16 protein-coding genes are annotated in these 13,897 nt (G+C 64.4%); 7 read left to right on the forward strand and 9 right to left on the reverse strand.

The window, feature by feature from the left end:
* Positions 1–15 precede the first annotated feature (15 nt).
* Positions 16–1,008, reverse strand: a complete 993-nt coding sequence (locus P3C50_RS02520) for an alpha/beta hydrolase (protein ID WP_275544754.1) — start codon at positions 1,006–1,008, stop codon at positions 16–18.
* A 124-nt stretch (positions 1,009–1,132) separates the two neighbouring features.
* On the opposite strand from P3C50_RS02520, the gene aroC reads away from it, so the two are divergent.
* The 5 genes from aroC to P3C50_RS02545 all read left to right on the forward strand — a co-directional run bounded on the left by aroC (position 1,133) and on the right by P3C50_RS02545 (position 4,793).
* Positions 1,133–2,224 (forward strand): chorismate synthase, encoded by a 1,092-nt coding sequence (gene aroC / locus P3C50_RS02525; RefSeq protein ID WP_275544755.1) that lies wholly within the window; start codon positions 1,133–1,135, stop codon positions 2,222–2,224.
* A 13-nt stretch (positions 2,225–2,237) separates the two neighbouring features.
* Complete coding sequence (locus tag P3C50_RS02530) at positions 2,238–3,389, forward strand: MFS transporter (RefSeq protein ID WP_275544756.1); 1,152 nt, start codon at positions 2,238–2,240, stop codon at positions 3,387–3,389.
* 16 nt (positions 3,390–3,405) lie between these two features.
* The gene (locus P3C50_RS02535; RefSeq protein WP_275544757.1) at positions 3,406–3,945 is read left to right on the forward strand and encodes an acireductone dioxygenase; all 540 of its coding nucleotides are present in this window, start codon (positions 3,406–3,408) and stop codon (positions 3,943–3,945) included.
* A gap of 102 nt (positions 3,946–4,047) precedes the next feature.
* Positions 4,048–4,239: a PLDc N-terminal domain-containing protein gene (locus P3C50_RS02540; protein WP_197859325.1), complete on the forward strand. Its 192-nt coding sequence runs from the start codon at positions 4,048–4,050 to the stop codon at positions 4,237–4,239.
* Complete coding sequence (locus tag P3C50_RS02545) at positions 4,236–4,793, forward strand: histidine phosphatase family protein (RefSeq protein WP_275544758.1); 558 nt, start codon at positions 4,236–4,238, stop codon at positions 4,791–4,793. Before P3C50_RS02540 ends, P3C50_RS02545 begins: the two co-directional genes overlap by 4 nt.
* 6 nt (positions 4,794–4,799) lie before the next feature.
* Here P3C50_RS02545 and P3C50_RS02550 read toward each other — a convergent pair whose 3' ends face one another.
* Complete coding sequence (locus tag P3C50_RS02550; protein WP_275544759.1) at positions 4,800–5,297, reverse strand: methylated-DNA--[protein]-cysteine S-methyltransferase; 498 nt, start codon at positions 5,295–5,297, stop codon at positions 4,800–4,802.
* 3 nt (positions 5,298–5,300) lie between these two features.
* Positions 5,301–6,179, reverse strand: coding sequence for a DNA-3-methyladenine glycosylase family protein (locus P3C50_RS02555; RefSeq protein WP_275544760.1), 879 nt, complete (start codon positions 6,177–6,179; stop codon positions 5,301–5,303).
* A 198-nt stretch (positions 6,180–6,377) separates the two neighbouring features.
* On the opposite strand from P3C50_RS02555, the gene rluB reads away from it, so the two are divergent.
* Positions 6,378–7,529 (forward strand): 23S rRNA pseudouridine(2605) synthase RluB, encoded by a 1,152-nt coding sequence (gene rluB, locus P3C50_RS02560; protein WP_275544761.1) that lies wholly within the window; start codon positions 6,378–6,380, stop codon positions 7,527–7,529.
* Positions 7,530–7,601: 72 nt separating this feature from the next.
* Here the strand turns inward: rluB and P3C50_RS02565 are convergent, their stop codons facing one another.
* The 6 genes from P3C50_RS02565 to P3C50_RS02590 form a co-directional block, all read right to left on the reverse strand.
* Positions 7,602–8,528, reverse strand: coding sequence for a GGDEF domain-containing protein (locus tag P3C50_RS02565; protein ID WP_197859330.1), 927 nt, complete (start codon positions 8,526–8,528; stop codon positions 7,602–7,604).
* 37 nt (positions 8,529–8,565) lie between these two features.
* On the reverse strand, positions 8,566–8,796 hold the full coding sequence (locus tag P3C50_RS02570; protein WP_275544762.1) for a hypothetical protein: 231 nt from the start codon (positions 8,794–8,796) through the stop codon (positions 8,566–8,568).
* On the reverse strand, positions 8,771–9,511 hold the full coding sequence (locus P3C50_RS02575) for a YciK family oxidoreductase (RefSeq protein WP_275544763.1): 741 nt from the start codon (positions 9,509–9,511) through the stop codon (positions 8,771–8,773). The genes P3C50_RS02570 and P3C50_RS02575 overlap by 26 nt, the downstream gene beginning before the upstream one ends.
* Before the next feature lie 86 nt (positions 9,512–9,597).
* Positions 9,598–10,278 (reverse strand): N-acetylmuramic acid 6-phosphate phosphatase MupP, encoded by a 681-nt coding sequence (gene mupP, locus P3C50_RS02580; RefSeq protein ID WP_275544764.1) that lies wholly within the window; start codon positions 10,276–10,278, stop codon positions 9,598–9,600.
* Positions 10,275–10,973, reverse strand: a complete 699-nt coding sequence (ubiG, locus tag P3C50_RS02585; RefSeq protein WP_275544765.1) for a bifunctional 2-polyprenyl-6-hydroxyphenol methylase/3-demethylubiquinol 3-O-methyltransferase UbiG — start codon at positions 10,971–10,973, stop codon at positions 10,275–10,277. Before ubiG ends, mupP begins: the two co-directional genes overlap by 4 nt.
* Positions 10,974–11,142: 169 nt before the next feature.
* On the reverse strand, positions 11,143–12,462 hold the full coding sequence (locus P3C50_RS02590; protein ID WP_275544766.1) for a TRZ/ATZ family hydrolase: 1,320 nt from the start codon (positions 12,460–12,462) through the stop codon (positions 11,143–11,145).
* Positions 12,463–12,622: 160 nt separating this feature from the next.
* Here P3C50_RS02590 and mtnA point away from each other — a divergent pair, with 160 nt between their 5' ends.
* Positions 12,623–13,699, forward strand: coding sequence for an S-methyl-5-thioribose-1-phosphate isomerase (gene mtnA / locus P3C50_RS02595; RefSeq protein WP_275544767.1), 1,077 nt, complete (start codon positions 12,623–12,625; stop codon positions 13,697–13,699).
* Positions 13,700–13,897: the final 198 nt, after the last annotated feature.

Here is a 13,897-nt window from a genome sequence, read left to right on the forward strand (position 1 = left end):
GCGGCCTTCGATGCGTTATCGGCCGTTTTCCTCAGCACTGGAGCGAATAAAGGCGACGATCCGCTCGCCCAGCGCACGGGCCAAGGGTAGCTGTGGATCGTCATAGGACGCTACCTGTTCGTTCCAGGCCGCCGGTGTGATGCGCATGACATGGTTCATGCCGGGAATCAGCGCCAGCTCGGCGTCGGGCTTGGCCTGCTTGAGCACCTCGGCGTTGTCCGGGCTGACCTGGGCATCGTGGCTGCCCTGCACGATCAGCGCGGGAATCTGCAGTGCGGCGAAGTTCTCCGCCGGGTCCTGGCGCAGCAGGCTGATCAGGTAGGGCTGCACGCTGGGGCGATACACCACCTGCAACTCCTCCGGAACCTTGGGCTGCAGCTTGCCGCGGATCAGGTTGGCGAGAATGTGCCGGCTCTCATCCAGCAACGGCTGTGGCAGGCGCATGGCCAGTTGCATGTCCAGCACCTGACCGATCGGGTAGGCGGGGCCGGCAATCGACACCAGCGCGTCGGCCTGGCCACCGGACGCGGCAAGGCTGGCGACCAGCGCGCCCTCGCTGTGACCGATGAGAATCAGCCGCTCGAAACGTGGATCGTCCCTGAGCAGCCTGGCCCAGCCTTCGGCATCGGCCACGTAGCGTTCGACGCTGAGGTCCTTTTCATCCGGCGTCGCGGCACGGCTGGCGGCCACGCCGCGCTTGTCGTAGCGCAGGCTGGCGATGCCATTGCGCGCCAGAACCTGAGCCAGCTTTTTCAGCGCATCGTTATGACCGCCCTCGGGGTTGTTGCCATTGCGATCCGTGGGGCCGGAGCCGGCGATCAGCAGCGCCACCGGTACCGGCTTATCGCTTTGCGGCACCAGCAGGCTGCCGTACAGGGTGCCTTGGTCGGTATCGAGGCTGATGGGCAGTTGGCGGGTGGTGCTGGCCTGGGCCAGGCCGGTGATCAGGGTGAGGGACAAGAGCAGGGCTCGCAGCATGATGAGGGTAGGGTAGTGGCAGACTGGCATTGGACGCATCCGAACGAGCAAGGTTCGGGGTGAACTGCAAGTAGGTGGCAGGTATACTCGCCCACCTTGTGAATCGGGCCTGCGCAGTGGCAGGCCTGTGCTGAATCTCGCGGAGCGTCTTCCCATGTCCGGCAATACCTACGGCAAGCTGTTCACCGTCACCACCGCTGGCGAAAGCCATGGCCCGGCGCTGGTCGCCATCGTCGACGGTTGCCCGCCCGGTGTCGAGATCTCCCTGGAAGACCTGCAGCGCGACCTCGACCGCCGCAAGCCTGGCACCAGCCGCCACACCACGCAGCGCCAGGAAGCCGACGAGGTGGAAATCCTCTCCGGCGTGTTCGAGGGCAAGACCACTGGTTGCTCCATCGGTCTGCTGATCCGCAACACCGACCAGAAGTCCAAGGACTATTCGGCGATCAAGGATCTGTTCCGCCCGGCCCACGCCGACTACACCTACCACCACAAGTACGGTATCCGTGACTACCGTGGCGGCGGTCGCAGTTCGGCGCGCGAAACCGCCATGCGTGTGGCGGCCGGCGCCATCGCCAAGAAGTACCTGGCCAGCCAGGGCATCGTCATCCGTGGCTACATGAGCCAGCTTGGCCCCATCGAGATTCCGTTCAAGAGCTGGGACAGCGTCGAGCAGAATGCCTTCTTCAGCCCCGACCCGGACAAGGTGCCGGAGCTGGAGGCCTACATGGATCAGCTGCGCCGTGACCAGGATTCGGTCGGCGCGAAGATCACCGTGGTAGCCGAAGGGGTGATGCCGGGCCTTGGCGAGCCGATTTTCGACCGCCTCGATGCCGAACTGGCCCATGCGCTGATGAGTATCAACGCAGTCAAGGGCGTGGAGATCGGCGCCGGCTTCGCCTGCGTCGCCCAGCGTGGCACCGAGCACCGTGACGAACTGACCCCGGAAGGTTTCCTCTCCAATAACGCCGGCGGCATTCTCGGTGGCATCTCCAGCGGCCAGCCGATCATCGCCCACCTGGCGCTCAAGCCGACCTCCAGCATCACCACGCCGGGGCGTTCCATCGACGTCAACGGCAATCCGGTGGACGTGATCACCAAGGGCCGTCACGACCCCTGCGTCGGCATCCGCGCCACGCCCATTGCCGAGGCGATGATGGCCATCGTACTGATGGATCACCTGCTGCGTCACCGCGCGCAGAACGCCGACGTGAACGTCACCACGCCGGTGCTGCCGCAGCTGTGATCCGGACTGTGGCATGAGCGCGGCCCTGCCGTACTGGCGGCTTTCCGGTTTCTATTTCTTCTATTTCGCCCTGCTTGGGGGTACGGCGCCGTTTCTGGCGCTGTACTTCGATCACCTGGGCTTTTCCCCGGCGCGGATCGGCGAACTGATCGCCATTCCTATGCTGATGCGCTGTCTGGCACCGAACCTGTGGGGCTGGTTGGGTGACCACACCGGCCAGCGCCTGCTGATCGTGCGCCTCGGCGCGTTGTGCACCTTGGTCTGCTTCGCTGGCATCTTTCTCGGGCAGAGCTATGCCTGGCTGGCGCTGATCATGGCCACCCATGCCTTTTTCTGGCATGCGGTGTTGCCGCAGTTCGAGGTCATCACCCTGGCCCATCTGCGCGAGCAGGCGGCGCGCTACAGCCAGATTCGCCTGTGGGGCAGCATCGGTTTTATCGTCGCCGTGGTCGGCCTCGGCCTGCTGTTCGAGTGGCTGAGCCTGGATGCCTATCCGGCGGCGCTGCTGGTAATCATGGCCGGTATCGTCATCAGCAGTGTCTGGGTGCCCAACGCAGAGCCTGTGCTGCGCCCGAGCACACTGGAGCCTGAGGGTTTTCTGCGCCAGTTGCGGCGCCCCGGCATTCTCGCGTTCTACATCTGCGTTGGGCTGATGCAGTTGAGCAACGGTCCGTACTACACCTTTCTGACCCTGCACCTGGAGGGCGTTGGCTACAGCCGCGGCGCCATCGGCCTGTTCTGGGCGCTGGGGGTGATGGCCGAGATCCTGCTGTTCCTGTTCATGGCGCGGCTGCTGCAGCGGTACTCGCTGCGCGCGGTGTTGCTGGCCAGCTTCCTGATCACCGCCGTACGCTGGCTGCTGCTGGGCAGTCTGCCCCAGTACCTGCCGGTGTTGCTGCTGGCGCAGTGCATGCACGCTGCCACCTTCGGCGCCTTCCATGCCGGGTGCATCCACTTTGTACAACGCAGTTTCGCCGACCGCCAGCAGGGGCAGGCCCAGGCGCTCTACGTCAGCCTGGCCGGCATCGGCGGTGCGCTTGGCGCGCTGTATGCCGGTTACAGCTGGAAGAGCCTGGGCCCAGCCTGGACTTTCGCCATCGCCAGTCTGGTAGCCTTGCTCGCAGCCTACGTCATTGCCACCCGTCTGCCGCCCGAGCGGCCCTGAATCGAGTGAACCCTTCATGAGCAGCCTCGCCGTCCACCTGCATACCTCACCGGAACTGCCGAACAAGGTTCTGAACCACGCCGATGACATCGCCAGCACCCTGGCGGCGGCAGGCATCGACTATCGCCAGGTGGAGCTGCCGGCCGCGTTGCGCCCCGGCTGCGAGCAGGCGGAGTTCGATACGGCTTACGGCCTCTGGCTGCAGGCGTTGATGGGCGAGGAAGGTCATGTGCAGCAGGAGCTGTTCAACCTGCAGCGTAACCATCCGCAGAAGCTGGAGCTGCGTGCGCGCCATCTGGATGAGCAGGTACAGGCCTCGGCCTGCGCCTGGTTGTTTCTCGGCGGTTTCGCCCAGCTCAGCGTACACCTGGACGGCTACGTCTACGTGCTGCAGGGCGAGCGTGGCGACCTGCTGACCCTGCCGGCCGGCACTCGCCACTGGTTCGACATCGGCGAGGAGCCGCATGCGCTGGTGGTGCGCCTGGGCGAGAATGACGAGACGCCGGAGCGCACCGGGGACGATATCGCCAGGCGCTTTCCACGCCTGGGAGACTGACGCTTAGCCCCATGCCGCGCCTGATATGGGGCAAACCCTGCGGGAACCCTGGCTGGGCGCCGACTATCCTATGAAGGCCACCTTTCAGGCAGGAGTGTCGTCATGGGTTCTATGTTCAATGGGCTGATTGGCCTGGTCATCCTTGCCCTGGATATCTGGGCCATCATCAACGTGATCAAGAGCAATGCCGAAACGGGCATCAAGATTCTGTGGATTCTGCTGATCGTGCTGTTGCCGGTGCTCGGCCTTATCATCTGGGCGCTGATGGGACCGCGCGGTAACGTCAGATTGTGAGTCGCCTCTGGCTGCTGGCTCTGGTGCTGCTGCCGCTCTGGGGCGCAGCGGCAGAAACTACCGATGCCTGGCAGGCTCTGCGTGAGGGCCGCGCGCTGATACTCATGCGCCATGCCACGGCGCCGGGTACCGGCGATCTGGCCAATTTTCGTCTCGGGCAATGCGAAACCCAGCGCAACCTCAATGCGCAAGGGCGCGCCGAGGCACGGCGCTGGGGCGAGCTGCTCGCGCGTCAGGGCATCGAGCGACCACGTTTGCTCAGCAGCCGCTGGTGCCGTGCGCTGGATACCGCCAGCGGCATGCAGCGCGGCCCGGTGCAACCCTTCGCTGCGCTGGATTCGTTCTTCGGGCAACCCGAGGATGGCGCCGAGCAGACTGCCGAGCTGATTCGCCTGATCAACGAATTGCCAGCTGGTGCCCCCTTGGTGCTGATTTCCCACCAGGTCAACATCACCGCCTTGACCGGCATCTTCCCTGCTTCGGGTGAAGGGCTGATCCTTGCTTTGCCTCTGGGCTTGCGCGCTGAACCGCTGGCGCGTATCCCCGCGCCGTAGAGACGGCTACAACGCCAGTTGCGCCTGCACGGGCTGCAACACGCCCTCTAGCTCCAGCAACTGCTGCTTGCGCGGTAGACCGCCGGCATAACCGGTGAGGCTGCCATTGCGGCCGATCACACGGTGGCAGGGCACGATGATGGAGATCGGATTGGCGCCGTTGGCCGTTCCCACCGCACGCACGGCTTGTGGTCGGCCGATCACGCCGGCCAGCTCGGAGTAGCTGCAGGTGCGGCCATAGGGAATGGCCTGCAACGCCTGCCACACAGCCTGTTGAAACGCGGTGCCCCTGGGCGCCAGACGCAGGTCGAACTGGCGGCGCTTGCCGGCGAAGTATTCATCGAGCTGGCGGCACACGGCGTCCAGTTCGCGGCCGGCGGGTTGCCAACTTTCCTCGATGCGCCAGGGTCGGCTGTCCAGTTCCATCAATAGCAACTGCAGGCCATTTTCGTCGCCTGCGATAAACAATGGCCCGATGGGGCTGTCGTGATGACGGTAATGCATGGCTCAGCCTCCCGAATAGCAATGCCAGAGATGCGCAGCCGCATAGGCCCGCCACGGGCGCCAGGCTTCCGCACGAATTTTCAGGCGACGGGCGTCGATGCCCCCGGTTCCCCACACTGGCGCCTTGAGCAGGCCAAGATCGCTGGCGGGAAAGGCATCGGCCTCACCGAAGGCGCGCAGGGCGATGTACTCCGCCGTCCACGGGCCGATACCGGGCAGGGCGCATAGTTGCTCGATCAAAGCCGCGCTGCCGTCGCGCAGGCTCAGTTGCAGACTGCCGTCGGCAATGCGTGCAGCGAAATGCTGCAGACACTGCACGCGCTTGCCGGGCATGCCGATGCCGGTCAGATCCGCTTCGGCCAGCGCTTGCGGCGTCGGAAACAGGCGGCTGATGCCCAGCGCCTGTGGCGTCTCGATTGGCGTGCCAACACGCTGCACAAGGCGCCCGACTATGGTGACTGCCGCCTTGACCGTAACCTGCTGGCCGACGATGGCGCGCACCGCCTGCTCGAAAGGATCGAACGCCACTGGCAATCGCAGGCCAGGGTTGCGCAGCAGCAGCGGTGCGAGCAGCTCGTCAGTGCTCAGGTGGCGGGCAATCGCTTCCGGCTCGCTATCGAGATCGAACATGCGCCGCACGCGCTGCTCCAGCTGGTCGAGATGCGCGGGCGATGCGATGCGGCAGCGCAGCTCCAGCGCGTTCTGCCCCGGCAGCGGCGCTACCTGAAGCCAGCCTGAGGTGCCGTCTATGCTGAAACCGCGGCTGTAGCTGCCTGTGCTCAGCGACTCAAGGCCCGGGATCGCGCGCAGGGCGAAGTGGCCATGGAACTGTTGCCAGTCCCACGGTGGTTGATAGGGTAGAAGCAGCGTGATGATGTTCATGGCTGGCACCCTAGCTCGGCCTTGGCGACTTGTCAGCGTGAAGATGACTTTCAAACTGGCGTAGCGATCGCGTCGCCGACCGTCTGGCAATGGCGTTCAGGGTGGACAGCAGGGCAACATCACCTACCCTAAGAGCTTTGCAGCGCGTATGATGCGCGCCCCTTCGATCATCAACTACTACACCGGGAGGTGCCCAAGATGAGTGAGCACGAACAACCGCGTCCTGCAGGCGAGAAACTGCAGAAAGTCCTGGCCCGCCTCGGGCTGGCCTCGCGTCGCGAAATCGAGACCTGGATCGCCGAAGGGCGGGTCAAGGTCAATGGCGCCGCTGCGACCCTGGGCCAGCGCGTCGACGCCAACGACGCCATCGCCCTTGATGGCCGTCTGCTCAAGCGCGAAGAGATCACCGGTTCGGTTCGCCGCGTGCTGATCTACAACAAGCCGGACGGCGAGATCTGCACCCGTGACGACCCGGAAGGCCGTCCCACTGTGTTCGACCGACTGCCGCGTCCGAAAGAAGGCCGCTGGATCAACATCGGGCGTCTCGATATCAATACCACCGGCCTGCTGCTGTTCACCACCGATGGTGAACTGGCCAACCGCCTGATGCACCCGTCCTATCAGATGGACCGCGAATACGCGGTGCGTGTGCGTGGCGAGGTCACCGAGGAAATGCTGGAAAACCTCAAGACTGGCGTCATGCTCGAAGACGGTCCGGCGAAGTTCACCGATATCAAGGAAGCGCCCGGTGGCGAAGGCTTCAACCACTGGTATCACTGCGTGGTGATGGAAGGACGTAACCGTGAGGTGCGTCGTCTGTGGGAGTCCCAGGGGCTGGTGGTCAGCCGCCTGAAGCGCGTGCGTTTCGGCCCGGTATTCCTCACCTCCGAACTGACCATGGGCCGCTGGCGCGAGATGGACCAGCGCGAAGTGGACATCCTCAGCGCCGAGGTCGGCCTGACACCGCAGGCGTTGCCGGCGATGAAGGAAAAGACCCGCGACAAGCTCGACCGTTTGCAGCGCAAGTCGGCCAAGCCGGTCGATGTGCGCGGCAAGCGCGTGCTGCGTCCGGCGAAGGACGAAGCGGGCGAGGGCGCCCGCCCGAGCCGTGCGCCTCGCCGTGAAGATGCCGAGCAGCGTGCGCCGCGCGGCCGCAAGGAAGGCGCTGAGCGCCGTGACAACGGTCGCGGTACGCCGGTTGCCGAGCGTCCGAGTGATGTGAAGAAACGTCAGCCACGTCCGGCCGTTGAGCTGTCCGAGCGTCCGGCGCGCAAGCCGCGTCCTGCCGCGCCGGGCAAGCGCCCGCCATCGGGTGATGGCCAGCGCCCAGGCTTTGGTCGCAAACGCTGATAAACGAAGAAGGGACTCCGCAGAGTCCCTTTTTTCATTCTGGCGCGGAGTTCATCCCTGGCCTTGCAGCTTTCAGCCGGCCATGGACAGGCGATTGCGACCTTCGCGCTTGGCCACATAAAGGGCGTTATCAGCTCGGCGCAGCAGGCTTTCGGCGGACTCGCCCGGCAACAGGCTGGCGCAACCGAGGCTGATGGAGACGTCGATCGGGCGGCCGGCATCCAGGCATTGCAGTTCCAGCACTGCAAAGCGCAGGCGCTCGCCCACCAGCGCCGCTCCCTCACGGCTGGTGCCGGAGAGGATCACCAGAAACTCTTCACCGCCGAAGCGAAAAACCATATCGATATTGCGCAGCTGGTTCTTCAGGGTCTGGGCGACCGCCTTCAGCACTTCGTCACCGAGCGCATGGCCGTGGCTGTCGTTGATGCTCTTGAAGTGGTCGATGTCGAGCATCAGCAGAGACAGCGGCTGCAGATTGCGCCGGGCCAGGTCCACCTCGCGCTGCAGCACCTGGTCCATGGCGATGCGGTTGCCGGTGTCGGTCAGCGGGTCGCGCAATGCGCTTTGCAGCGCGGTACGGTAGAGCAGGGCGTTGCGCAGCGGGAACAGCAGGCTGGCCAACAGCGACTCCAGTTGAATCAGCTCGTCCTCGGCGAAGCGCTGCTTGCGGCGAAAGATCAGTTCGCCCAGGTATTGCCCCTCATGGCTCAGACGATAGCCCGCCGAATGCGGCGCACGCTCACCCAGCTCCAGGCGCAGGTCGTGGGAGGGATGCTGGAAAGCCAGTGCGTCGAGCGGCACCAGGCGCTGCACTTCGCGAGAGAACAGGTTGAGGATGCGCTCCACATCCAGGCTGGTCTGCAGCTGCAGGCTCAGATGATGGCGCAGCTCCACCAGGCTGGAGGGCTTGAGCGGCAGGTTGCGGCTGGCAGTGAAGCCGAGACGCTGCAGCTTGGCCGCGTCGAAATCGATGGTGTTGGAGTGGCTGGGGGGAACCATGGAGCTGAACCTCTGGCGCGATGGTGCGACAAGAGGGTTAGAGCGAATTCCATGCCAACTGTTTCTTCATTGATTTAATTCCTTTTAATTCAATGATTTGTGTGTTTTTCGGTGCGGTGATCGGCAATCTCTTGCCGGTTGTCTGGCGGCAGTGCTGGCAATGTGCTGCCGCCTTGCATCGGTTGCGGCGGATTTCTGTCGTGCCGTGGCCTGCCGTTCTGACGCGGGCCACGGCACGGTGGTTATTGAGCGTCGAACGCCTGGCCATTAACGCCCTTGCTGTCCGGGCCCATCAGATAGAGGTAAAGCGGCATGATCTCTTCGGGCTGCGGACGGGTTGCCGGGTTCTCCCCAGGATATGCCTGCGCGCGCATGGCGGTGCGGGTCGCGCCTGGGTTGATGCTGTTGGCGCGCACGGTAGCGATGCCGTCCAGCTCGTCGGCCATTACCTGCATCAGGCCCTCGGTGGCGAACTTGGAGACCGCGTAGGCGCCCCAGTAGGCGCGGCCCTTGCGACCGACGCTGCTGGAGGTGAAGGCGACGGAGGCATCCTCCGACAGCTTGAGCAGCGGCAACAGGGTGCTGCTGAGCATGAACATGGCATTGACGTTGACGTGCATCACGCGCATGAAGTTGTCACCGGAGAGCTGCTCCAGTGGCGTGCGCGGGCCGAGGATCGAGGCATTATGCAGCAGGCCGTCGAGACGACCGAACTCGTTCTCGATCATCACTGCCAGTTCGTCGTACTGGTGCGGCAGTGCGGTTTCCAGGTTGAAGGGAATCACCACCGGCTGCGGGTGACCGGCGGCCTCGATCTCGTCGTATACCTGGCTCAGGTTGGCTTCGGTCTTGCCCAGCAGCAACACGGTGGCGCCATGAGCGGCAAAACTCTTGGCGGCGGCTGCGCCGATACCGCGGCCGGCACCGGTGATCAGGATGACGCGATCCTTGAGCAGGTCGGGGCGGGCGGTGTAGTCGAACATGTGGGGATCCTTCGCAGAGCTATTGAGAGTAGGGCGGGTGCAACCCGCCAAATGGGAGAATGGCGGGTTTCACCCGCCCTACGTGATCAGCAGCCGCAGAGCGCGCGGTCGAGCACCGCACGCAGCTCCGATGGGTGATCGACGACGACGTCGGCGCCCCAATTGCGCGGGTTGTCTTCAGGGTGAATATAGCCATAGGTGACCGCTACGGTGCGGCAGCCGGCGGCGCGTCCCGATTCGATGTCGCGTTCGTCGTCGCCGATGAACAGCACTTCCTCGGGTTTGACGCCCAACTGCTGGCAGGCGAGCAACAGCATGTCCGGTGCGGGTTTGCTTTGCTCGACATGATCCGGGCAGACCAGCACCGCCGAGCGCTCGGCCAGATTCAGGCGCTGCATGATCGGCTCGGCGTAGCGTACCGGCTTGTTGGTGGCCACGCCCCACGGCAGGCTCGCCTGTTCGATATCGCCGAGCAGGGCCTCGATGCCGTCGAACGGGCGGGTGAGCACCGCGCAATGTTCCTGATAGCGCTCGAGAAACTCCTGGCGCAGGGCTTCGAAGGTGGCCGAGTCCGGGGCCTCATCGAAGGCGCGGGCGACCATGGCGCGCGCGCCGCCGGATACCTGGTCACGAATGGCTTTTTCGGCCAGCGGTGGCAGGCCGCGAGCGGCGCGCATGGCCTGGGTGATGGCGATGAAGTCCGGCGCCGAGTCGAGCAGGGTGCCGTCCATGTCGAAAAGAACTGCTTTCAAACGCATGCGGTTCACTCCTTGCGCAGCGTCTGGATCATGTAGTTGACGTCGACGTCGGCTTCCAGTTTGTAGTGCTTGGTCAGCGGGTTGTAGGTCAGACCGATGATGTCCTTGACCTCGAGGCCGGCTGCGCGGCTCCAGGCGCCCAGTTCGGACGGGCGAATGAATTTCTTGAAGTCATGGGTGCCGCGCGGCAGCAGGCGCAGGATGTACTCGGCACCGATCACCGCGAACAGGTAGGCCTTGGGGTTGCGGTTGATGGTGGAGAAGAACACCTGGCCGCCTGGCTTGACCAGCTTGTGGCAGGCGCGGATGACCGAAGACGGATCAGGCACGTGCTCGAGCATCTCCAGGCAGGTGACCACGTCGAACTGGCCCGGCATTTCCTCAGCCAGGGCTTCGGCGGTGATCTGCCGGTAGTCGACTTCGACGCCCGACTCCAGTTGGTGCAGCTTGGCGACCGAAAGCGGTGCCTCACCCATGTCGATACCGCTGACGGTGGCGCCGCGCTGGGCCATGGCCTCGCTGAGGATGCCGCCGCCGCAGCCGACGTCCAGCACACGCTTGCCGGCCAGGCTGATGCGCTCGTCGATCCAGTTGACCCGCAGCGGGTTGATGTCGTGCAGAGGTTTGAACTCGCTTTCGCGGTCCCACCAGCGGTGTGCCAGGGCCTCGAATTTGGCGATTTCGGCGCGGTCGACGTTGCTCATAAGCATCTCTTTCAAAGCTGGAAAGCGTATTGCCGCTATGTTGCCAGTTTGGGAACGGGCATTGGGCGGCGTGGATTCGTTCAATGTATGTCAGTTTGTCGCAGGCGTTCCGTGAGCGTAGCCCGTATGCAATCCGGGGCGGCTGCATTCTTCCCGGATTTCATCCAGGCTACCTTTTGGCAATCCTGGCTCCCCATTCCCTGGCCTTGGCGATCAGTTCGCCTTCGTCCATTCGCGTCAGGCGGCCATCCTCCAGCAGTTGTTTGCCGCCGACCCAAAGATGCTTCACGCAGTCGCGGCCGCTGGCGTAGATGAGCTGCGAGACCGGGTCGTAGATCGGTTGCTGGGCCAGGCCGGAAAGGTCGAAGGCGGCGATGTCGGCCAGTTTGCCCTGCTCCAGCGAGCCGGTCTGGGTGTCCAGGCCCAATGCGCGAGCACCATTGAGGGTGGCCATGCGCAAGGCGCTGTGAGCATTGAGGGCGGTGGCAGAGCCAGCGACGGCCTTGGCCAGAAGCGCCGCGGTGCGGGTTTCGCCGAGCAGGTCGAGGTCGTTGTTGCTGGCCGCGCCATCAGTGCCGATAGCGACGTTGACGCCGGCCTGCCACAGGCGCTCGACCGGGCAAAAGCCGCTGGCCAGTTTCAGGTTGGACTCGGGACAATGCACGATGCTGCAGTTGTGCTCCACCAGCAACGCCAGATCCTCGTCATCGATCTGCGTCATGTGCACCGCCTGGAAGCGCGGGCCGAGCAGGCCGAGGCGAGCGAGGCGCGCCAATGGGCGTTCGCCGTGCTTGGCGACGGCTTCGGTCACTTCCTGGGCGGTTTCGTGCACGTGCATATGAATGCCGGCATCCAGCTCGTCAGCCAGCACGCGAATTTGCTCGAGCTTGTCGTCACTCACCGTATACGGCGCGTGCGGGCCGAAGGCGATGCGGATGCGTGGGTGCTGCTTGAGATCATCGAACAGTTGCAGGCCCTTGCGCAGCGCCTCGGCAGCGTTGAGGGCGCCGGGCACCGGGAAATCCAGCACGGGAACGGTGATCTGTGCCCGCACGCCGGCGTTGTGCACGCACTCGGCGGCCACCTGCGGGTAGAAGTACATGTCGGAGAAGCAGCTGATGCCGCCCTTGATCTGCTCGGCGATGGCCAGCTCGGTGCCGTCGCGGACGAAGTCCTCGTCGACCCACCGACCTTCAGCGGGCCAGATGTGTTCGTGCAGCCAGGTCATCAGCGGCAGGTCGTCGGCAATGCCGCGCAACAGTGTCATCGCCGCATGGCCGTGGGCGTTGATCAGCCCCGGCGCAAGCAGGCATTGCGGCAGTTCCCGCACCTCCGTTGCCGGATGGCGCAGTGCCTCGTCGCGTGGCGCAATCAGCGCGATCTGCCCATCGCGGATGCCCAGGCCATGATCGCGCAGCACGACCCCGGCCGGCTCCACGGGCACCAGCCAGGTGGGCAGCAGCAACAGGTCGAGTGGGGCTTGGGGCATAGGCTGGGTCCGTGTGACTTGATGGGTCTGGGAAGGTCGCCAGTGTATAGATGAACGCGCGTAGCTTGAAGTCGTGGGGATGTGCCGGATTGTTCGGCTGGTATCTGCCTGTCTGAGTATAATCCGCGGCTTTTTTGACGGTTATCAGGTGGAGTGCGCGATGCGCGAGCAATTGCTGGCGGTGGAAAAGGTTCAGGCGATCGAGTGGCGCGATGGCGCGCTGTATCTGCTCGATCAGCGCCTGTTGCCGCATCGGCAGGTCTGGCTGCGCTGCGACACAGCTGCTCAGGTGGTCGACGCGATTGGCGACATGGTGGTGCGCGGTGCGCCGGCCATCGGTATCGCCGGAGCCTATGGCCTGGTGCTGGGCGCCCGCGTTCGGCTGCAGGCTGGTGGAGACTGGCGTGAGGCACTGGAGGAAGATTTTGCCTGTCTGAAGCGCTCGCGTCCGGCGGCGGCGAATCTGTCCTGGGCGTTGCAACGCATGCGTGAGCGTCTGGCGCGACTCAAGGAGGGCGACGATGCCTTCGCGCTGCTGGAGGCCGAGGCGGTCGGTATTCATGTCAGCGATCGTGAGGCGAATCTGACCATGGCGCAGTTGGGTGTGGAGCTGATCCGCCGGCACCAGGGTAACTCGCAGGTGTTGCTGACCCACGGCAATGCCGGTGCGCTGGCCACGGGTGGCTTTGGTACTGCGCTGGGGGTGATTCGTGCAGCGCATCTGGAAGGGTTGATCGAGCATGTCCATGTCGATGAGACCCGCCCCTGGCTGCTGGGCTCACGGCTGACCGCCTGGGAGCTTGCTGGCGATGGCGTGCCGGTCAGTCTCAATGTCGATGCGGCCGCCGCTCACTTGATGAAGACCAAGGGCATCACCTGGGTCGTCGTCGGGGCCGAGCGAATCACTGCCAACGGTGATGTCGTCAGCAAGATCGGCACCTACCAACTGGCGGTCAATGCCATGCACCACGGCGTGCGCCTGATGGTGGTAGCGCCGAGTTCGACCATCGACATGAGTCAGGAAAGCGGCGAAGACATTCTGCTCGAAGAGCGTGACGGTTGCGAACTGCTGGAGGTGGCAGGCCAGCGTGTGGCGGCCGAGGTGCATGCGGCGAACCCGGTGTTCGACGTGACGCCGGCTGACCTGGTGGACTATCTCGTGACCGAGAAGGGTGTGGTCGAGCGCCCCGACAATACCAAGATGGCGCAGTTGATGTGCCGCAAGCGCCTGCATTGACGCCGCCGCGCGTACGCCTTCGCGGGGTAGGTGTGTGGCACGCTTTGTGGTAATCTCCGGCAGTTTTCAAGGGGGCTGACCGCAGCCACCTTCACTGCATCGAATCGTGACATAACTCGTTGATTTGTCGTGAGTCGCTGATGGCCTGACGCTATCGCGACGTGCTCCATGGCGTTCCGGAAGAATGACGCGGAGTTT

It is taken from the genome of Pseudomonas sp. Marseille-Q0931, assembly GCF_940789645.1.
Lineage (GTDB): Bacteria > Pseudomonadota > Gammaproteobacteria > Pseudomonadales > Pseudomonadaceae > Aquipseudomonas.

Excerpts from the sequence above, each read along its gene's own strand:
- P3C50_RS02520 (WP_275544754.1), bottom strand. The coding sequence starts at position 1,008 with ATGCCAGTCTGCCACTACCCTACCCTCATCATGCTGCGAGCCCTGCTC.
- aroC (WP_275544755.1), top strand. The coding sequence starts at position 1,133 with ATGTCCGGCAATACCTACGGCAAGCTGTTCACCGTCACCACCGCTGGC.
- P3C50_RS02530 (WP_275544756.1), top strand. The coding sequence starts at position 2,238 with ATGAGCGCGGCCCTGCCGTACTGGCGGCTTTCCGGTTTCTATTTCTTC.
- P3C50_RS02535 (WP_275544757.1), top strand. The coding sequence starts at position 3,406 with ATGAGCAGCCTCGCCGTCCACCTGCATACCTCACCGGAACTGCCGAAC.
- P3C50_RS02540 (WP_197859325.1), top strand. The coding sequence starts at position 4,048 with ATGGGTTCTATGTTCAATGGGCTGATTGGCCTGGTCATCCTTGCCCTG.
- P3C50_RS02550 (WP_275544759.1), bottom strand. The coding sequence starts at position 5,297 with ATGCATTACCGTCATCACGACAGCCCCATCGGGCCATTGTTTATCGCA.
- P3C50_RS02555 (WP_275544760.1), bottom strand. The coding sequence starts at position 6,179 with ATGAACATCATCACGCTGCTTCTACCCTATCAACCACCGTGGGACTGG.
- rluB (WP_275544761.1), top strand. The coding sequence starts at position 6,378 with ATGAGTGAGCACGAACAACCGCGTCCTGCAGGCGAGAAACTGCAGAAA.
- P3C50_RS02565 (WP_197859330.1), bottom strand. The coding sequence starts at position 8,528 with ATGGTTCCCCCCAGCCACTCCAACACCATCGATTTCGACGCGGCCAAG.
- P3C50_RS02570 (WP_275544762.1), bottom strand. The coding sequence starts at position 8,796 with ATGGCCAGGCGTTCGACGCTCAATAACCACCGTGCCGTGGCCCGCGTC.
- P3C50_RS02575 (WP_275544763.1), bottom strand. The coding sequence starts at position 9,511 with ATGTTCGACTACACCGCCCGCCCCGACCTGCTCAAGGATCGCGTCATC.
- ubiG (WP_275544765.1), bottom strand. The coding sequence starts at position 10,973 with ATGAGCAACGTCGACCGCGCCGAAATCGCCAAATTCGAGGCCCTGGCA.
- P3C50_RS02590 (WP_275544766.1), bottom strand. The coding sequence starts at position 12,462 with ATGCCCCAAGCCCCACTCGACCTGTTGCTGCTGCCCACCTGGCTGGTG.
- mtnA (WP_275544767.1), top strand. The coding sequence starts at position 12,623 with ATGCGCGAGCAATTGCTGGCGGTGGAAAAGGTTCAGGCGATCGAGTGG.